Annotated in this window: 18 protein-coding genes and 2 pseudogenes; 15 read left to right on the top strand and 5 right to left on the bottom strand. The window is 56.1% G+C overall.

Annotated elements, in window-relative coordinates; translation table 11 throughout:
- Positions 1–133: 133 nt before the first annotated feature.
- The 9 genes and pseudogenes from LCF40_RS20155 (at position 134) to LCF40_RS20120 (ending at position 9,618) form a co-directional block, all read left to right on the top strand.
- Positions 134–1,099, top strand: a complete 966-nt coding sequence (locus tag LCF40_RS20155; RefSeq protein WP_224829945.1) for a sugar phosphate isomerase/epimerase family protein — start codon at positions 134–136, stop codon at positions 1,097–1,099.
- A gap of 103 nt (positions 1,100–1,202) precedes the next feature.
- Positions 1,203–2,387, top strand: coding sequence for an ABC transporter ATP-binding protein (locus tag LCF40_RS20150; protein ID WP_224829944.1), 1,185 nt, complete (start codon positions 1,203–1,205; stop codon positions 2,385–2,387).
- 298 nt (positions 2,388–2,685) lie between these two features.
- Complete coding sequence (locus tag LCF40_RS20145; RefSeq protein ID WP_224829943.1) at positions 2,686–4,203, top strand: extracellular solute-binding protein; 1,518 nt, start codon at positions 2,686–2,688, stop codon at positions 4,201–4,203.
- A gap of 1 nt (position 4,204) precedes the next feature.
- Positions 4,205–5,182, top strand: a complete 978-nt coding sequence (locus LCF40_RS20140; protein WP_224829942.1) for a carbohydrate ABC transporter permease — start codon at positions 4,205–4,207, stop codon at positions 5,180–5,182.
- Position 5,183: 1 nt separating this feature from the next.
- Positions 5,184–6,128 carry a carbohydrate ABC transporter permease gene (locus LCF40_RS20135; RefSeq protein WP_380683953.1) on the top strand — a complete coding sequence of 315 codons (945 nt, stop codon included), beginning with the start codon at positions 5,184–5,186 and terminating at the stop codon, positions 6,126–6,128.
- Positions 6,129–6,280: 152 nt separating this feature from the next.
- Positions 6,281–6,505, top strand: coding sequence for a DUF8005 family protein (locus LCF40_RS23990; protein ID WP_465269288.1), 225 nt, complete (start codon positions 6,281–6,283; stop codon positions 6,503–6,505).
- A 150-nt stretch (positions 6,506–6,655) separates the two neighbouring features.
- The gene (locus tag LCF40_RS20130) at positions 6,656–7,741 is read left to right on the top strand and encodes a Gfo/Idh/MocA family protein (protein WP_224829941.1); all 1,086 of its coding nucleotides are present in this window, start codon (positions 6,656–6,658) and stop codon (positions 7,739–7,741) included.
- Between the two features lie 164 nt (positions 7,742–7,905).
- Positions 7,906–8,069, top strand: a pseudogene (locus LCF40_RS20125) (IS6 family transposase); the annotation flags it as partial.
- A 661-nt stretch (positions 8,070–8,730) separates the two neighbouring features.
- On the top strand, positions 8,731–9,618 hold the full coding sequence (locus tag LCF40_RS20120; RefSeq protein WP_224829940.1) for an NAD-dependent epimerase/dehydratase family protein: 888 nt from the start codon (positions 8,731–8,733) through the stop codon (positions 9,616–9,618).
- Positions 9,619–9,648: 30 nt separating this feature from the next.
- Here the strand turns inward: LCF40_RS20120 and LCF40_RS20115 are convergent, their stop codons facing one another.
- A complete protein-coding gene (locus tag LCF40_RS20115; RefSeq protein WP_263623783.1) occupies positions 9,649–11,637 on the bottom strand; it encodes a glycoside hydrolase family 127 protein in 1,989 nt (662 codons plus the stop codon).
- A gap of 200 nt (positions 11,638–11,837) precedes the next feature.
- Positions 11,838–12,032, bottom strand: coding sequence for a hypothetical protein (locus tag LCF40_RS20110; protein WP_224829938.1), 195 nt, complete (start codon positions 12,030–12,032; stop codon positions 11,838–11,840).
- A 233-nt stretch (positions 12,033–12,265) separates the two neighbouring features.
- Here LCF40_RS20110 and LCF40_RS20105 point away from each other — a divergent pair, with 233 nt between their 5' ends.
- Positions 12,266–12,934, top strand: coding sequence for an O-methyltransferase (locus LCF40_RS20105; protein WP_380683957.1), 669 nt, complete (start codon positions 12,266–12,268; stop codon positions 12,932–12,934).
- 437 nt (positions 12,935–13,371) lie between these two features.
- Here LCF40_RS20105 and LCF40_RS20100 read toward each other — a convergent pair whose 3' ends face one another.
- Together LCF40_RS20100 and LCF40_RS20095 are read right to left on the bottom strand one after the other, a co-directional pair.
- Positions 13,372–13,953: a hypothetical protein gene (locus LCF40_RS20100; protein ID WP_224829936.1), complete on the bottom strand. Its 582-nt coding sequence runs from the start codon at positions 13,951–13,953 to the stop codon at positions 13,372–13,374.
- 387 nt (positions 13,954–14,340) lie between these two features.
- Positions 14,341–14,643 (bottom strand): annotated as a pseudogene (locus tag LCF40_RS20095) (DUF8172 family protein); the annotation flags it as partial.
- Positions 14,644–14,822: 179 nt separating this feature from the next.
- Between LCF40_RS20095 and LCF40_RS20090 the strand changes: the two are divergent.
- The 4 genes from LCF40_RS20090 (at position 14,823) to LCF40_RS20075 (ending at position 17,108) form a co-directional block, all read left to right on the top strand.
- Entirely contained in the window at positions 14,823–15,293 is a 471-nt protein-coding gene (locus tag LCF40_RS20090) for a hypothetical protein (RefSeq protein WP_224829934.1), read from the top strand.
- On the top strand, positions 15,293–16,315 hold the full coding sequence (locus LCF40_RS20085; RefSeq protein ID WP_224829933.1) for a hypothetical protein: 1,023 nt from the start codon (positions 15,293–15,295) through the stop codon (positions 16,313–16,315). The genes LCF40_RS20090 and LCF40_RS20085 overlap by 1 nt, the downstream gene beginning before the upstream one ends.
- 116 nt (positions 16,316–16,431) lie before the next feature.
- The gene (locus LCF40_RS20080) at positions 16,432–16,782 is read left to right on the top strand and encodes a winged helix-turn-helix domain-containing protein (RefSeq protein ID WP_224829932.1); all 351 of its coding nucleotides are present in this window, start codon (positions 16,432–16,434) and stop codon (positions 16,780–16,782) included.
- Positions 16,779–17,108 (top strand): type II toxin-antitoxin system PemK/MazF family toxin, encoded by a 330-nt coding sequence (locus LCF40_RS20075; protein WP_224829931.1) that lies wholly within the window; start codon positions 16,779–16,781, stop codon positions 17,106–17,108. The genes LCF40_RS20080 and LCF40_RS20075 overlap by 4 nt, the downstream gene beginning before the upstream one ends.
- Before the next feature lie 34 nt (positions 17,109–17,142).
- Here LCF40_RS20075 and LCF40_RS20070 read toward each other — a convergent pair whose 3' ends face one another.
- Positions 17,143–17,523 (bottom strand): ADP-ribosylglycohydrolase family protein, encoded by a 381-nt coding sequence (locus tag LCF40_RS20070; protein WP_263623784.1) that lies wholly within the window; start codon positions 17,521–17,523, stop codon positions 17,143–17,145.
- Positions 17,524–17,542: 19 nt separating this feature from the next.
- Here LCF40_RS20070 and LCF40_RS20065 point away from each other — a divergent pair, with 19 nt between their 5' ends.
- Positions 17,543–17,848 carry a hypothetical protein gene (locus LCF40_RS20065; protein ID WP_224829930.1) on the top strand — a complete coding sequence of 102 codons (306 nt, stop codon included), beginning with the start codon at positions 17,543–17,545 and terminating at the stop codon, positions 17,846–17,848.
- Positions 17,849–17,861: the final 13 nt, after the last annotated feature.

Raw genomic sequence — 17,861 nt, 5'->3', positions numbered from 1 at the left:
TTTCGACAGAATTGATGTTGTTGGCATCCGTTTCACCCGATGACGGCCTATCTGATGACGTGGAAATCACAGACATCAGGCCGTCACTACCGGCTCACGCCGGTTTTAAATAGTCGAAACGCCACAGCAATATATGCAAGTTGGAGTACTAACGGTCCTTCTTGGCGACCAGCCACTGGAAGATGCGCTCAAATATCTTGATGAAATCGGTGTCGATGCCGTTGAGATCGCCTGTGGTGGGTTCGTCGGCGATGACCACTTGTCGACTGATGAGTATCTGGGAGACGAGGAGGCTCAAGCTAAGCTTCTAGAAGGATTAGCGGGGTACGACATGGATTTGGCTGCACTCGCGACGCACAACAATCCAATCCATCCCGATCGCGAGCGTGCCGAAGCCGACAACCGCCAACTCAGGAACGCCATTAAACTAGCGAGTCAGTTAGGCGTCGATACAGTGGTCGGATTTTCTGGACTCCCAGGCGGGTCTCCGAGTGCCCAGGTCCCGAACTGGATCACCGCGCCGTGGCCGACCGAACATGCGGAAGCACTTGAGTACCAATGGGACATCGCTATCGATTACTGGTCTGATCTCGCGGAGTTCGCCGACGACCACGAGATCAACGTCGCAGTAGAGATGCACCCAAATATGCTTGTTCACGAGCCTCATGGCCTACTCAAGCTCCGTGAGGCAACTAATGATCGGATTGGTGCAAACGTCGACCCATCCCACCTCTATTGGCAAGGAATTTCAATTCCTGACACAATTCGTCTGCTCGGCGAGGAGAATGCGATCCATCACTTCCATGCTAAAGACACGAAAGTATACGACGAGCAAGTGCGAACGCACGGTGTCCTCGATACTCAATCGTATGCGGACGTAGCCGAGCGCTCCTGGATATTTCGGTCAGTCGGGTATGGCCACAGTGAAGAGCACTGGAAGGATTTAGTTAGCGTTCTCCGCATGGTTGGGTATGATGGCGTCCTCTCAATTGAACATGAGGACGCCCTTGCAAGTCCAAATGAAGGCTTGGAAAAAGCAGTCGACATCCTCCAGCGTGCGGCGTTCCGCGAGTCCCCAGGAGATGCGTACTGGACTTAAGCCGTTACTCCCCTTTGTCAGATAGCCGCCGGGTATGACAATACATAGATAATTACGATTCAGGGGAACAAGATTTATACCAAAAAAGAATTGCTATCTACGCATGGGATCCCTTCGTTTACAGAACGTTACCAAAGAGTATGACGACGTCATCGCAGTCGACGATATGAACCTCGATATCAACGACAGCGAGTTCATCTGTCTTGTTGGCCCATCAGGCTGTGGGAAGTCAACGACCCTTGAGATGATCGGCGGGCTCACAATGCCGACGGAAGGAAAAGTCTTCATCGACGATAATGACGTCACCAATCTTCCTCCTAAGGACCGCGGATTGGCGATGGTCTTCCAAAACATCGCCTTGTTCCCCCATATGGATGTTTACGACAATATCAGCTACGGTCTTCGCCTTCGGGATATTTCCAAAGAAGAGATCGACCAAAAGGTCGATGAGGCCGCAGAGATCCTCCAGCTCGAGGGAATGTTAGACCGAATGCCTAGTGAGCTTTCGGGTGGACAGCGACAACGAGTTGCCATTGGGCGCGCCATTGTCCGCGATCCAGAGGTATTCCTGATGGACGAGCCCCTAGCCAATCTTGACGCGAAACTGCGAGTCCACATGCGTACGGAACTCCAGCGACTCCAGCGTCAACTAGACGTGACGACCATCTACGTCACGCACGATCAAGAAGAGGCGATGACTATGAGCGATCGAATCGCAATCATTAACCAAGGTGTGCTCCAGCAGATTGCACCACCGTTGGTTTGTTACAATGAACCTGCGAATCTATTTGTCGCTGGCTTTATCGGTTCGCCCAGTATGAACTTTCTCGAGGGAGAGATCAACGGAGATCGACTTCGGTTTGATTCTTTCAACGTAGACATTTCATCTGTAGAGGTTCCCGATGATGTTGACCGGCTCACCCTGGGAATCAGACTCGAAGACGTGTATCCGGTCAGTGAATCCTCGGCGATCGTAGACCCCTCACAAGAAGTTTCGACGACCGTCGACGTGCTCGAACCGGTTGGTGAACAAATTTACGTATATCTTGACACCGAAGAGAGTGCTGCGGATATTCCGGTTGACGCCCAAGAAGATGATGACATAGCAGGCTCCGACGAATCTCTTCTGATGAGCCTCGATCCTGACTATCAAATTGAGGAAGGCGAAAAAATGGACGTGGTCTTCGACCGATCGAAGATTCATCTCTTCGAAACTCCATCCGGAGAGGCTATTGCACATGGCCTCACCACAAGGGAGGTCGCAGGGGACCACCCTCAAACTGATTGACACAAGCAGATCGATTAGTGGGTATATAGTTCGGCTTCCGATCACATCTATATTACCTTGGACTTTATTTCCGGCGGGTGAGCCTAGTTCGTAACCGATTAACACCTACAAAACCTCCTGAGAGGTCTTTATCCAACGTCAGAAATTAAAGATTGTTTTTCGGCCACTATTGCATCATCATGTAGAAAGGGCAGCACCGTCTCCATTACCTGAAAAGGAGACTCAATAATCAGAACTAATCGAAAACGGCATTCAAGCGAAAAGCCTTTACATCATGAACGTGAGGGGGTGCTTGTGTATGCCTGCCAAGAACAATGATGATGATAAGCGATCGATCGAGCGACGTCATTTCATCGGAGCTATTGCTGGAACAGGAGTCGCAACAGGCTTGAGCGGGTGTTCAGGCGATAGCAATAGTGGGAACGGGAACACGAGTGGGAATGGTAATGGAAGTAACGGAGGCAACGGCAATAGTACCGGTGGTAATGGTGGTGGGAGCGGGACGGTTGTCGAAATGATTGCCCATGACGAGTGGGCAGACGTACAGGACGAAGTCAATACTATGCTACATCAGCATGGTATGTCCGAGGATATCACCATTGAGATGAACACTGTCGGGCAGACCACTGATGACCAGCAGTCCCAGTACCGACAGTGGCTCGGTGCCGGCCGGTCAACGCCGGACATCATGATATTTGACAGCGGGTGGACAATTCCGTTTATCGTTCGCGACCAACTGCTTAATCTGGAGGAAACGCTTCCGCAAGACCTCCTTGACCGAGTCCATAACGATTATTTTGAGGCGAGCGTTAATTCTGCGACAGGACCCAACGGTGATCTGTACGGGTTTCCGATCTACCCGGACTTCCCGACGATCCAATATCGCAGGGATCTAGTCCAAGACGCCGGGTACGATTGGGAACAATATGCAACTGAACCAATGTCGTGGGAACAATTTTCAAATGAATTGAAAGATGTCTATGAGCAGTCTGATGTTGAATACGGTTTCAACACTCAACATGTCGCTGCGGAGCAGTTGTCATGTTGTGTGTTTAATGAGTATCTCACTTCCCACGGTGGCGCATTCTTTGGGAATCCCGAGGAAAATCTTTACCAAAATATAGGCGAGCGCCCGGTGACAATCAATGAGGAACCGGTTGTGCAGTCTCTGGAGATGGCTCGAACGTTTATTCATGGATCTGACGCTCCCAATACGAACGGAGACTACGGGGGCAATATTTCACCCGAAGCAGTCGCCCAATGGGACGTCGAAGAGGCACGCGCACCGTTCACAAACGGAAATGCCGTAGCGCTACGCAATTGGCCCTACTCTATCGCCATCAGCGGGACTGAAGACAATCTCGGTGAAAACCAGGGTGTCATGCCCATGCCCTATGGTGTCCCTGAAGGCGAGGGAGAATACTCTGGAACTGGCGGCTCAATCGCGGCACTTGGTGGCTGGCACGTCGGCGTTAATCCCAATTCCGAGAAGATTGACGCGGTCATCGAGATGCTGCAAGCCATGCAAAACGATGAGTTCCAGAAGGAGAACTTCGGCTTGACGGGTTGGATGCCTCCTGTCCCGGAAGTCCTAGAAGACTCAACGGACGTCGAGATCATGGGGAATTACGTCGAAACTCTCGCTTATGCAGGCGAACATTCCATCGCACGCCCCGTAACGCCCCTCTGGCCCCAGGAGTCGGATGCAATCGCACAGTCAGCAAACGAGGCCCTCCAAAGCGGCGGTAACCCGGCCGAGCAGATGGACCAGCTCGCCGACCGCCTGGAGGCCATTGAGAACGACTTTGAGGGATGAAATGGCGGGCGAACGGCGCACCTCACGACGGGCCTTCCGCCCGGACTTAGCGCTGCTAAATCGTATTGAGCGGCTCAGCGACACGCAGTTTGTCTACTTGATGTTGACCCCCGTGTTCGTGTTGCTCGGGTCAATGGCAATATGGCCGCTTATCGACACCTTTCAGTTGTCGTTACACGCCGATAGCATTACCACTAGCGGCGCGACAGGGGACTTCACCGGGTTAGAGAATTATATTGAAATGCTAACAGGGAACGCCAATACCCTACTCCCCCGCCCGTTCCTTGACATTAGCGAGCCATTTACTAGCGCCGTATCAGTGACGCTCATCTTCACTGTGGTGGCGGTCTTATTCGAGACTGCTCTTGGATTTGGGATGGCATTGGTGCTCGATAAGCAGTTCACGGGCCGTCGCTGGGTTAGGGTCGCTATTATCCTGCCCTGGGCGGTCCCCATCGTCATCCAGGGGATGATCTTCTACCTCATCTTCACCCCTGGCGTTGGCTTTGCGGCTGGCCCCCTGGCGGATCTCGGACTTATTTCCCAGGCTCCGCTAGCAAACTCACAGGACTCGCTCTTAGTCGTCATCCTATCGGACATCTGGAAGCAGTCAGCCTTCATGGCATTATTGATCCTTGCTGGCCTCCAGAGCATCGACCGCGACCTCTACAACGTCGCAAAGGTCACTGGAGCTTCCAAAATCCAGGAGTTCTGGACGATTACCTTCCCACTCGTACTACCGACACTGTTGATCGCCTTGCTCTTCCGGACGATCGCGGCGTTAAAAGTGTATGGAGCAATCGTGACGGTCACAAACTGTAACACGCTACCATCGCTGACCTGTTTGGTTGTCTCGACATGGAATGCCAACCGATACGCGTCGGCCGCGACCATTGCCTTCATCATGGCGGCGGTCATCGCCCTCGCGCTGATCGGATACCTCTGGAAGCTCAGAGACCTCGATTACGGAGGGGTCTAAGATGGCCAAAAAAACCGGACGAGTTGCGTTCGACTCAGAGCCGTCAAACGTCATTGAGGCGTTTGCTCAGCGGATGATGTCGCGGCCACAGTCGGTTTATCAGGTGCTATTCTACATTGCAGTGGGGTTCTTTCTACTAATCTCACTGTTCCCCCTCTATTGGCTAATGATCCTCTCACTTACGCCCCAAAGCAATATCGCTGGGATGAACGCGCTCACACCCAACGGCTTCAATCCCGGGGTATATATGCAGATTTTCGAAGAAGTCCCCTTCCACCTCTATATTATGAATAGCCTGATAATTGCAGCGATCACTACCTTCGTGGTTTTACTGATTGGGAGTATTGGCGGGTATGTATTCGGGCGCTACGAGTTCCCTGGGCGGACTCCTCTGATGCTTGGCGTACTCGTCATCTCTTATTTCCCCCCCGCAGCGTTCCTTATCCCGCTTTTTCAGCTATTCACTGGGAACATAGATCTGTTCGGCTTGGGAATCAGTTACCCCGAGCTATACAACACTCCGGGAGCTGTGACGCTCCCGCTAAGTGCACTGGTAATGCCACTAGTAATCTTCATCCTTGCGACATTCTACGGGCAAATCCCTGATGGGTTAGAAGATGCGGCTCGGATCGAGGGATCGACTCGTATCGGCGCCCTGTTCAAGATCATTGTGCCGCTGTCGGCACCTGGTGTTGCAACGGCAGGCGTACTCACGTTCATTATTGTCTATAATGAGTTCTTCTTCTCGTTCCTCATGCTTGAGGGGAACCCCCAAGAGTGGGGTGTCCTGCTACACGGCATTTTCCGTTACCAAGGGACACGCTCACAAGCGCACAATTTGATGGCTGCTGCAAGCCTTGTTGGGGTGATCCCGATGGCGGCTATCGTCGCACTCGCTCAAGACAAGATCGTAAGCGGTCTGACTCAGGGTGCACTCAAGGAATAGCGACCGAAGACACTTTTTTGATTGCCCCTTCTCTAAGACACACCTATGGATGCTTTGATCGGAACACCTTCTAATCCACCTTGCGCTAATCAGCGGCCCGTGTATACAACTATCAAGCATCCAGCGGTGCGCTTCGTGACCGGGGAGAACCAATGATCAACAGTGCCCTCTTGTACTTCTTGATCGGGACAATTCTGTTTTTCTTTTGGATCTACGGGATCGTCTCCTTTCTCGTCGACATACGACGGCAGGTTGTACCCAGAATCCGCGCCCGGTGGAAGACAAATAGTAGTGAGCCACCACGCATAGACGATGAACCGAATCCCGAGACCGAAAAACTGCGAGAAATGTATGGCGAACCTGACGACGAGAGCTAACGAACGCCACGCATTTGACCCAGATCAATCCCGGACACCCCCTATCTCGTTCTAATAGCTCGTCGCAACGCTTACCAAGACGCGGTTAGTCGGTTGTTAGTCCTACACCTTCAGAAAAACTTACGCTGCCGCTTGTTCAGAGACTAATGGATGCCTCATCGAGTTATACAAGTCGGAACTGGCGGGCAGGGTGCACACTGGTGTTCAGATTATCTCCCCCCGAACATCGAAGAAGGGCTGATTGAAATCGTCGCTGCAGTTGATGTAGACGAGGATGCCCACGAGAATGCAAAGGAGCACTTAGACCTATCATCTGACGAGTGTTATACGGATGTAGCAGAAGCGTTTTCTAACCACACGGCCGACTTCTGTACCGTCGTCGTCCCACCGTGGATTCATGAGAATATTGTGGACGAGGCGCTCAAACACGATCTGGATATCCTTTCAGAGAAACCGATCGCCGACACACTCGAAGCATCCTGCCGAATTGCTGAGAAGGTCGATCAGGCTGGAGCGAAGATGGGTGTGACAATGAGCCATCGATTCGACCGGGATAAAACGACTCTTCGCCGTCATCTACGAAGCGGCGATCCTGGGCCGATCGATTATATTGTTGGCCGATTCACCTGCAACGCACGCTCGTACGGAGCTTGGGGAGCGTTCCGTCATGAGATGGACAACGTACTCATGATTGAAGGAGCGGTACACCAGCTTGACTTCATTGCCGATATGGTCGACAGCCGCTGTGATACCATCTATGCGGATACATGGTTACCTGAGTGGGGAGAGTACGACGGCGACGTCCAGGCGAATGTCCAGATGCGCTTCGAGAATGGCAGTCGGGCAATGTGGGAAGGGGCCAAGACAAACGCTGTCACACTGAACGGCTGGTACAGCGATTACCTCCGCGCTGAATGTCGCGACGAGACCCTCGTCCTCAACGACCGGGAACTGTGCCGGCACTCTTACGATGAGGAGGAGGAGACTGTCATTGGGGGAACCCACGAATACGACGGCGAATCAATCCCCCTCGACAAGCAGGATAAGTGGGCCAACACGTGGCTTATCGAGCAGTTCGTTGAGTGGCTTGATGGCGGAGACCCGATGGCGACGAAGGTTTCTGACAATCTCCAATCGGTGGCACTCATCGAGGCCGCGATCCAGAGCAGCGAGACCGGCGAACCAGTAAAGGTACAAAATCTACTCGAAGAGACACGCGAGCAAATCGAGGTATGAAGCAAGGCAAATCGGCCCAACAGATCAAGAAATTATAAGATATTTCTAAGTGGCACTGATGGGATGAAAGCCTGCTAAGTCCCAGAGCACGGAGAAAGACTGGGGTGGCAAAGGCTGACGACTAAACCTGAGTTCTCGTGCGGCCCACCAGAACTAGAAGAGTTCCGAGGACGGCGAAGCCGTCGCGGGTCGCCGTTGACGAAACCGCGGTAATGATCGGAGCAGAGCGACAGTGGTTGTACGCCGCGAACGACATGGAAACGAAACTTCTGCTGGATATCTGGCTCTCTCCACAATGGGGAACGGAGCCAGCGGCCGAGTTTCTCGGCCGAGAGTGATCACTCTAACACCTGAATATCGGAGAGACGCGCGTCGATCTCGCTCACAACGTGGCTCACACGCTTGCTTACTCGAAAGTCCTTGCTGTGAGAAGCACTCTACGAAGCCTTTTGGAGCGTATTCATCCGTTGCGCTGATCACCCCTGGCCGAGAAACACGACCTCTCGGAAGCGACGTTTCTCGTTAACGGAATGGGCTACCTGACCGGCCTTGCACGGTGCGATCTCCGCGGTCACCTGGATTACGTCATTCGGGATCTCATTAAGAAATGGTTCCAGACGTTCGTGATGCGGATCGACCGGGTTCATAGGACATGGATGGGCGGCGAGCAGCGCCCAGCGCTGACTCACCGCCTTCGCCCACTATTACGATCGAAACCGACCAAATCAAGCGCTCAATAACTGCACCCGGCCGAAGAAGTGATTGGCTGATGATGGGACACTGCCTCTGACACACTCAAGAAGTTTTCCCTACATATCAGAAGAGAATGTATTCACAACTATGGATAAGGTACTGAAAGTCGGGTCCAGCCGAGATATGTCAGAAGTTCATAATTCAGCAGCACTAAACTGAGTACTCTTTATGAGGTACTGTTGCTAAGTTAACGTACTGAAACGAAGAACTATGGTATCCGAGGCTGACCATTGGGTATGTCTGAGACAGTCGTCGTCACCGGCGCGCTCGGTGGCGCGGGCAGTTGGATCGCTGAGCAACTGCGCGGCGAATATGACGTCGTCGCCGTCGACCTGGAGCTCCCGGACGACCAGGACGTCGAAGGTGTTGACTTCCGCTCGGTCGACCTGACCGAGCAGGGACCGACGCTGGAACTTGTGTTGGAGGCGGACCCGACTGCTGTAGTCCACTTCGGCAATATCCCTCACGAGTTCGACCACACTGGCGGTCACGTCTTCGAGAACAACGCCGTCGCCACCTTCCACGCTCTGGAAGCCGCCGGTCGGGCCGACGCCGACGTCGTCTGGGCCTCCAGCGAGACGGTCTACGGCACCCACTGGAAAAAACCCGAACTTCCGGACTACCTCCCGGTTGACGTCGACCACCCTGCCAGACCGTACAACGGCTACGAGACGTCGAAACTCGCCCGCGAGGCAGCCGCCGAACGAGTCGTCAACCGCTTCGATGTCTCTATCGCCTCCATCAGGCCCTCATGGATCCAGTACCCTGGCCGCTACAAGATCACCCCCATCCGGGAGATGTTCGACCTTGAGAGTGCCGAGCGGTTCGGCAACCTCTGGTCATACGTTGACGTCCGGGACGTAGTCTCGCTGACCCGGGCCGCAATAGAGGCAGACTTCGATGGCCACGAGGTGTTCAACGCCTTCGCCGCGGACAACTTCCTTGGCGTCGACACCGCCGCGGCCATCGAGGCCGGGTTCGGCGGCCTCCCCGAGGAGTGTGCCCTCTCGGGCGAGGAGTCTGGGTTCTCGACGGTCAACGCCGCGAGCGTGCTGGGCTGGGAGCCCGAACACTCCTGGAGGGATGCCGAGAAGGAGGATGTCGCGGGCCCGGACTTCGTCTGAGGCCGGTCGGGGACTGCCAGCGGGACTGTCTCAGGGCCGGTCGAGGCGGTGCCAGACCTGCATTGCGCCGGCCTCGCGATTGTCCCACGCGTAGTAGGGCACGAATTCGAGGCGATCGAACTCGGTTCCCGTCTGCTCGACCGGGCGGTAGAGCCGTTTCTCCCACCCGTCGTAGTCGGGGACCGCGGCCTCTGTTTCGACGACGGTCACGCCGTCCAACAGGTCGTCGCGGTGGGCGGCCGACGCGTCGGCGCCCTCGGGGACCGCGTACTGGTGGAGCGGGCGATCGTTGTCAACCGCCTCAGCGCAGTAGACGAGCGGCGGGCGGGCGACTGCGACCCGGCCGGCGTCGGCCTCGACATCGGGGTGGGCCGCCAGCAGTTCGACCGTCTGGTCGAGTCGGATCTCGATGGTCTCGCCGCCCCAGTCACGCTCGACGCGGACGAACCCGGTGCCGCCGTATTCAACCGGTCCACTGGAAGATTCGCTACGCTCGACGTCCGAACTCCTGTTCCCGTCGCTCACGGGGACGCCGTCGACGATGACCGTCGCACCGTCGGCCCAGTCGGGAATACGAAGGTTGATTGGGACGGTGCCGTCAGCCTCAATCTCGAGGGTGATCTCGCCGTCCCAGGGAAGCGCGCTCTCCTGTTCGAGGTCGACGTTCACCCCGCCGACCGTCGTCGAGAGGGTGCTCCCGACGTACTGATTGATATAGAGTTCGCCGTCCCGTTCGGAGTAGAGGTACGCCCCGAGCGACGCGAACAGGCGCGCGGCGTTGGGCGGGCAGCACGCGCAGGTGAACCAGCCCTTCCGGTGGTGGTCGCCAGAACTCGCCAGCGGGTTCACGTAGAAGAACTGTCGCCCGTCCAAGCCGACGCCCGCGAGGAACCCGTTGTAGAGTGTCTCCTCGATGAGGTCGGCGTACTTCGCCTCGCCGGTATACTCTAGGAGTCTCTGATTCCAAAAGATGCTCCCGATGGCCGCACAGGTCTCGGCGTAGGCCGTCTCGTTGGGCAGCTCGTAGTCCTCGGTGAACCCCTCATGGGCGTGTTCCGGGCCGATTCCACCGGTTATGTACATCTGCTTGGTCGTCATATTCTCCCAGAGGAGCTCGGTCGCGGCCCAAAGCGCCTCGTCGCCGGTCTCTGCGACGAGGTCCGCGACGGCCGCGAGGAGGTACATCGCCCGGACAGAGTGGCCCTCAACGGTGTCCTGCTCACGGACGGGTTCGTGGGCCTGGGCGTAGGAGCCGTCGTACTCGCTGTCCTCAAGGAAGAGATTCCCTGCGACGTCCATGAGGTCGTCTCCGCGACCCTCCGGCAGGTCCGCATACGCGTGGCCGCCGATCTCGTCTAGGTGCGTGGCCTCCCAGCCGAGCCTGTCGTTATGACCCCGTAGGTCCACAAAGTACTCGGCACGCTCTAGGTAGCGCTCCTTGCCGGTGACGTGATACAGCCTGATCAACGCAAGTTCAATTTCCTCGTGCCCAGGGACACCGTCTAGCTCGTCGCCGAACACGTCGTCGACGTGGTCGGCGAATCCGGTGGCGATGTCCAACAGCGACCGCTCGCGTGTCGCCTGGTAGTGGGCGACGGCGGCCTCGATCAGGTGGCCTCCACAATACAGTTCGTGCATCAGGTGGAGGTTCGTCCATTTCTTCTCGGGTTCGACCAACTGGAAGTACGTGTTAACGTAGCCGTCCTCGCGCTGGGCCGCGGCGACTAAGTCAATCACCTCGTTGACCCGTTCGCGCAGATCGGGGTCGTCTCGCTTGGCGAGTTCGTAGCTGGCCCCTTCCAGCCACTTGTAGGCGTCACTGTCCTGAAACCACATCCCTTGGAACCCGCCGGACTCGCCATCGCGTGCCCGTCGGAAATTCTCCAGCGTGCCCGACTCCTCGAGTTGCTCGTACTGGTACTCGATAGTGACCTCGCGGTTGCGCTCGATCCACGGCGACCAGAACTCGTCGTCGACGCTGACGTCGGCCACGCCTATCGATGACTGTGGGCTGACCATTGCGTTCCCACAATGTGGCGACGCCGAATTAACTGTGCGGGTGGCGTTAACTTAACGAAAGGAGTGGGAAGATTCGGCCCGTATCGGGGCATGCAGTTGAACCCCTCTGAAGGAGATCGATGAACTCCGTTATCCGCTGTTGGATAGTCAACGGATGAAAGTTCGCTTGGAACTTGAAATGACGAGCAGCCGCATGGGTTTCAGCGACTGAAGCCCAGTGCTGTAGTATGTCTTGATAGAGTGGTTCGAGTGTACTGTTCGCCGAAGTATCCTCCGAGACGCGTCGGTACCCAGAGTACGACGAAGATTCCGGTTTCCTTGTCGCCTTTCACGTAGAAGTTGTACCACGAGTAGACCACCGACATCGCCGCCGCCGCGGTAATCGGATCGCCCATCGACATCGGTGCGTTCTCAAGTGTGCCACTCAAGAGTTCGGTTTCATCGTCGTCGGTGTTTTGGAACAGCGTTATGCACTCTTCAGAGTGTAGCGCTGGCTATCCCACTACTGCAAGTCCACAAAAGTATTGACAACCCCCGGTACTCGCAAGTGCGACCACTGACGTTCCAGAGAACGGACTTCTTGTGTATTCACACATAGTAAAGATTCTGCGCTGTATAGACATCGTCAATGTCGATGCTACATACTGTCGACGTAGACGGGCTTCTCACACTCATGAATCCGGCAGATGATCCGATCCTTGAACGGATGGAAGACCAAGCCAACCGCGAGGGGTTCCCGACGGTCGGACACGAAGTCGGGGCGTTCTTTCGACTCTGTGCCCGGCTCATGGATGCGGAGTCAGTCTTCGAGTTCGGCTCGGGATTCGGCTATTCGGCCTACTGGATGGCACCCGCGATCGGGCCTGCAGGGCAGATTGTCCTCACGGAGGTAGACGAGGACGAACTCGACCAGGCACGTGCGTACTTCGAGCAGGGTGGCTACGCTGATCGTGCCGTTTTCGAGCGCGGTGATGCCCTCGAGGTGATCGACCGATACGATGGCCCGTTCGATCTCGTCCATCTCGACCACGAGAACGAGCGGTATCTCGATGGGTTCGAGACCGTACGCGAGAAGGTCTCTCAGGGTGGGGTGATCGTCGCTGACAACGTCCTTCATTCGGGGGAGGCGATGTCCCCTGCTGACCTGCGAGCCGTACTGGACGGAGCACGCACTCCTGATGAGGGGTCATCGCTTGCAGGGATCGCCGAGTACTACACTCATGTTACCAACGATCCGGAGTTCGAAACGAGCGTTATTCCAGTCGGTGAGGGCATCTTCGCTTCCGTGCGAACGTGAGCACTATCCCACGAGGTTAAGACGCGATTAGAACTGTTTCTCACTGGCAAAGAGGAAATAAGCCTAGGGTTCCGGAAACGCTCACGGCGACTGGCCGGGCGAGGGGAAGGATTCGCTCGGACCACGTACGCGCAGGGTCGGTTCCCCGATCCCATGACGGACGACCTCCCCTGCACTTGGAGAGCACACGGAGGGAGAGTAAATACTCGTATTGAGTCCGAGACGGGCTCTCGGTGATTGTGGACCGTCTCGGAGCCCTTGCGAGCAGGATACGAACGCAACTGGCGGCAATCGTCAGCACCCAGGCCTTGTGCAACACTCGAGGAGTATACGACCGGAAATGTTGCACAAGGTTCGTGGGCGTTCCAGAGGAGCTACTCGGAGTGATCACGTCAACCTGGACTACTCACAAGAGCACACCATCGACGGGTTCGGGATCAGTTGTTCACTGAGTCCCCGAACTCCTTCTGAAACCCTTCGAGGAGCCGGCCGAACCCCGACTGAAGGAAGAACTCGGCGTCCGCTTTCGCGTCGAGGAGGTGTTCCCGTCGCTTGTCGGAATACTCGGTTGCCATCTCCTCGAGTTCGACTGCGAGTGCTTCGATCGTTTCCTCGTCTTCGAGCGAATCGTACGTCCTGAACACGTCTTTCAGTCCCCGTTTGGCGGAGTTCCTGACTCGACCATCGTCGTCCGTCATCGCCTCCAAAAGGAGGCCAGTCGCGTCGTCGGTCTGTTGACGAACGTCCTCGAGGTCGAGGGTCAGAGAGTGGTCGTCGTCTGCCACCGCGAAAATCAGCCCTATTCCGGGCACGAGCCGTTCTGCTACGCGGACGGTCGACTGTCGGATGTACCCGTCATCGCTCTCGGCGTAGAGGTCGGTCAGATCGTCGAAGCAGACCTCGAACAGTCGGCTCCGTTCGTCGAGATCCATTTCTTTGATCTCTTCGATGACTTCGTTGACTCGATCCGACTCCCCTGACTCGAGTGCGTCTTCGAAATCGTTCCATCGATCGTCCATGGTGATGGTCGAGCAAACACGATCACAGTCGGAAACGATTTCGGTCGAGTTGTGCGAAGAGTACTACTGGCGAGTTCCAAGTCGTTGGGAGGGTCCGGATAGAGGTGTCGAGTGTTCGATTTCCGGGGGCTTTCGGTGGAGTACAGTCGCCGCCAATATGACAGAAGGCGAGATATCTACTGCTGACTTGTACGCCCTCACGCGTCTTTCCAGCGACCGCTCCTAGAAATGATACGCACTCACTGCACTAGGCTTACATCGTTCGACAATCCATATGCGAATATGAGCCTCGAAGAGACGGTTGATTACCTCGCCGAGGAACTTGACCTTGAGCGAAGTAACCACGTCCGAAAGGTCGGTCAATCGGTCGCAGAGCTTCGCGACTGATCAAAACAGATCCCTGAAATCTCGTTTGACGAGTCCTGACGCCAGATAGTCGATAAACTTCTGCAGTGTCGGCCCGGCCTGATTGAGAAGATCGTCTCGTCCTGCACGCTCACAGACTTCACGAGCAAAGTCCCTACAGTGGGCTTCATGCTGAGTAGCATACGTCGAGAGAGCCTCACTCCAGTGCATATCCAACTCGAAGTCAGCCAATCGAATCTGAATGCCGTCTTTGCGCTCCACACGATCAACATCCAACTCTTCAAGCTGTTTGAAGCGGATGTTGTTCCGACGGACGGTAAGAACCAGATTCTCACAGAACTCGATCGAGACCTCGACAATGCGACGATGCTCGACGTACACACGCTTCTCTATGTATTCGATAGGGAACACGCCAATAGTTGAGTCATGTAGAGCTGTGCCCCTATCGGAACCAGTCACTATTCGTACCGTATCTTTATTTGAGTTGTCGAGCGGATAAGAGCATGGAGCGGGTCTGGGTCACAAACGGGAGCACCAGTGTCGCACCGATCGTTAATCCGCTGAACGCGGCCTGTCGGGAAGGCTTCGAACCGACGGATGTCTACGTTCTCGACAACCCGTTCATCGAAGAAGTTACGGACCGAGCGATCTCGATGATCAAAACGATCGTCACCGCCCACGGGGGGAAAGAGCCAACTGTGACCGTCGAAACGATCGATGAGGAACGCGACTTCGAGGCCATCGTCGAGTACCTCCAGACGGCGATCGAAGCCGGCCAAGACGTCGGCGCCGAAATCGCAGTTGACGTTACGCCTGGACGCAAGTTCTGGTCGATCATCAGCTTCCAGGCCGGGCGCAAGTTCGACGTCGATCACCTCTACTACGTCCACCTCGACGGGGACTACTTCGGTGAGAGCTACCCCGTGATTCCCCGGACGGCCATCGAACTGATCGACTTCACGGAGGTCTTCTGATGCGGATCCAACGCTCCCATCTCACGCTATTGCTGAATCGGCTCTACGACCGGGGTGACGACCGCTTCACGGTCTCGCATCCCTCAAGCGAGATCGGCGACTTGGTCACGATCGAACTCGGTGAACCTGAGGACTGTACGGTCCGCTTCGAGACACGACGCGACGATTATGCGAGTGCCTGCGACGAACTCCGTCGGACGGTCCCCGAAAGCGTCGCGAAGGATCTGCCAGCTCCTAATGAATACGTGAAGTCGGCGATGGCCAGCGGGATCATCCCCATCGAGAATCTGGACGAGATTCGATCCTTCCTCGATCGGTACGGTGATCCAGATCTGTTGTCGGGTCACCCACCCGTATTCGCGGGCTTCGACACGAATCTGTTGCCCTGGCGTATCGATCGGATCCTCGGGTTGCGTGATCCGGAGGAAGGAGCGGGATACGTCAACGGGTTCGTGCTCACTACAGGGGTCCGGGACGAACTCGACTGGGATTTCAAATGCCACGAGACGCGTCCGTTCGTCGAGACATTCGGCGACGAGTACGAGGAGTACTGGAACCAGCCCCTTGGGTCGGCACGGATCGGCCGGCTCGGGCTGCTCGCCTACCGGAACATCCGCGATACACAGCAGGCCGACGAGATCGATTGTGAGAGAGGCGACGAACAGATCATCCCCGCGTACGACGACTACACGTCCAACCACCGAAGTGAGGTCCTCCTCTTTAGCAACGATCGCACGTTCATCGAACGGGCCCACAGCCATACGCTGCTCGCCCAGCACGTCGAGCTCCCCGCCGACCTTCCGCGAAAGGCGTCGGCGACGTGGCGGGAAGTCGAGCTGCTGTTGTATACGCTGACGCTCCTCTTCGGCGTCGTGACCCTGCCTGGTGTCACGCTTCACGGGGTATGGCGCGGGAAGGACGGGCTTGACTGGCAACACGAGCGGCTGAAGATCGACTGTCGAAGCACGACCCTCGAGCCACAGCTCGAGGCCGATCTCTCGATCGTCGAATCCTTCGAATAGGGGGTGAGTAGGGTGGTCAGACTCTCTGTTGTTCGATACAGGACTACATATTTGAGTGACAACGGTGACTCGGTGACGAACGAACGCTTTTGTCATCGGAGACAGTACTGACAGCCATGCCAATAGACATCGAGACGTTCACTGAGGGCACCAGCGATGATCTCACTGAGGTCACGAACGCTGAGAAGGTCGTTCGCTTTCTCGTTCGGAACAACGACAAGGCGTTCACGCCATCTGAGATCGCCGACGGAACCGGTGTCAAGAAGAACTCGATCAGTACCGTCCTTCGTCGTCTCGAAGATCGCGAGTTCGTCCAGCACAAGGGCGATTACTGGGCGATCGGAGACGAAGAGCGGGTCCGCGATGCGTATCGATTCCATCAGCAACTGAACGAGCTGGACGATCAGTTCGGGGAGGAAGACGTCGAGGAGTGGAAGGCCCACGCTGCCGACGGCACGGATGAATGACTTTGGAACGTGGTGACGTCGTGTTCGCGGCGGACCCGTTCAAAGACGGGGACGCGAGGCGGCCGTTCGTAGTCATCAGCCGGAGGAAGATGCCGTTTCATGGCGAACAGTATCTTACGCTGGCGCTGACAACTCGGACTTGGCACGATGAACGACTCCCTCTCTCGAACGACCTGTGGATCGATGGTGGTGCGCCGAAATCGAGTTCGATCCTCCCATGGTCGGTGAACTCGATCAAGACCGAATGGATCACGTATCGCCAAGGAACGCTCCACGAGGACGTCGTCGATCAAGCTGTTGCACAACTGCGGGAGTACATCGAGTAGCTGTAGAGGGGGTCCAGGATGGTATGAAGGCTAGTTACGCCTCGATATCGAGGAGTTGAGAGGCAAGCGTATCGAGTTCGTTTCCCACAGCGAGGGAGTCGAGCCAGCGTTCAGGGAGAGCATCCACACCGAAGCGTGTCCCGGCTACGGCACCGGCGACTGCCCCGATCGTATCGGTGTCCCCACCCATCATCACTGCATTAACGATCGCCTCTTCGGCGCTGTCGGCCGTGAGCCCGTGGTAGAGTCCAGCCTGTAGCGTGGTGACGACGTAGCCCGATTTCTCGAGATCGAGAGTGTCTCGCGGTCCATGACGTGAATCGAGGACTAGTTCAATCACCTCGTTGACTTCTTCAGGGAGCTCGCTTTCGAGAGCCGTTTTGGCTGTTTCCAGCGGCCGATCTTCGTCAGCCAAGAGATTCGCGAGGGTTCGGTTGAACAGCGCACAACTCGCCGATCACGTCACTCGGAACGTCGAGAGTGCGTCCCAGGTGACGCGATCACGACTCCTCACGCCGATTCCACTCTCACGAGAGGGTACAGACGAACTCGCAACGCCGGTGCTGACCCCGGAGCAGGTCGAGGGTACCTCGAGTGACGTTCGTGAGCAGGTTCGACAGCTCCGCGAACAAGTGGCTGCATTGAGTGAGGAGCTCGCCACCGCCCGGAACGAATCCACGCTGTCGGAGGCAGACGTTCGAGCCATCGTTCACGATGAACAAGGCGAGCAGTCTGAGTAATACACGATCACCT

The sequence above is a fragment of the Saliphagus infecundisoli genome (genome assembly GCF_020177375.1).
GTDB classification, from domain to species: domain Archaea; phylum Halobacteriota; class Halobacteria; order Halobacteriales; family Natrialbaceae; genus Saliphagus; species Saliphagus infecundisoli.
This window is presented reverse-complemented; position numbering and strand designations above follow the sequence as displayed.

What these genes read in the sequence shown, in the direction of transcription:
- LCF40_RS20155 (WP_224829945.1), top strand. Translation starts at nt 134, where the DNA reads ATGCAAGTTGGAGTACTAACGGTCCTTCTTGGCGACCAGCCACTGGAA.
- LCF40_RS20150 (WP_224829944.1), top strand. Translation starts at nt 1,203, where the DNA reads ATGGGATCCCTTCGTTTACAGAACGTTACCAAAGAGTATGACGACGTC.
- LCF40_RS20145 (WP_224829943.1), top strand. Translation starts at nt 2,686, where the DNA reads ATGCCTGCCAAGAACAATGATGATGATAAGCGATCGATCGAGCGACGT.
- LCF40_RS20140 (WP_224829942.1), top strand. Translation starts at nt 4,205, where the DNA reads ATGGCGGGCGAACGGCGCACCTCACGACGGGCCTTCCGCCCGGACTTA.
- LCF40_RS20135 (WP_380683953.1), top strand. Translation starts at nt 5,184, where the DNA reads ATGGCCAAAAAAACCGGACGAGTTGCGTTCGACTCAGAGCCGTCAAAC.
- LCF40_RS23990 (WP_465269288.1), top strand. Translation starts at nt 6,281, where the DNA reads ATGATCAACAGTGCCCTCTTGTACTTCTTGATCGGGACAATTCTGTTT.
- LCF40_RS20130 (WP_224829941.1), top strand. Translation starts at nt 6,656, where the DNA reads ATGCCTCATCGAGTTATACAAGTCGGAACTGGCGGGCAGGGTGCACAC.
- LCF40_RS20120 (WP_224829940.1), top strand. Translation starts at nt 8,731, where the DNA reads ATGTCTGAGACAGTCGTCGTCACCGGCGCGCTCGGTGGCGCGGGCAGT.
- LCF40_RS20115 (WP_263623783.1), bottom strand. Translation starts at nt 11,637, where the DNA reads ATGGTCAGCCCACAGTCATCGATAGGCGTGGCCGACGTCAGCGTCGAC.
- LCF40_RS20110 (WP_224829938.1), bottom strand. Translation starts at nt 12,032, where the DNA reads ATGGGCGATCCGATTACCGCGGCGGCGGCGATGTCGGTGGTCTACTCG.
- LCF40_RS20105 (WP_380683957.1), top strand. Translation starts at nt 12,266, where the DNA reads ATGTCGATGCTACATACTGTCGACGTAGACGGGCTTCTCACACTCATG.
- LCF40_RS20100 (WP_224829936.1), bottom strand. Translation starts at nt 13,953, where the DNA reads ATGGACGATCGATGGAACGATTTCGAAGACGCACTCGAGTCAGGGGAG.
- LCF40_RS20090 (WP_224829934.1), top strand. Translation starts at nt 14,823, where the DNA reads ATGGAGCGGGTCTGGGTCACAAACGGGAGCACCAGTGTCGCACCGATC.
- LCF40_RS20085 (WP_224829933.1), top strand. Translation starts at nt 15,293, where the DNA reads ATGCGGATCCAACGCTCCCATCTCACGCTATTGCTGAATCGGCTCTAC.
- LCF40_RS20080 (WP_224829932.1), top strand. Translation starts at nt 16,432, where the DNA reads ATGCCAATAGACATCGAGACGTTCACTGAGGGCACCAGCGATGATCTC.
- LCF40_RS20075 (WP_224829931.1), top strand. Translation starts at nt 16,779, where the DNA reads ATGACTTTGGAACGTGGTGACGTCGTGTTCGCGGCGGACCCGTTCAAA.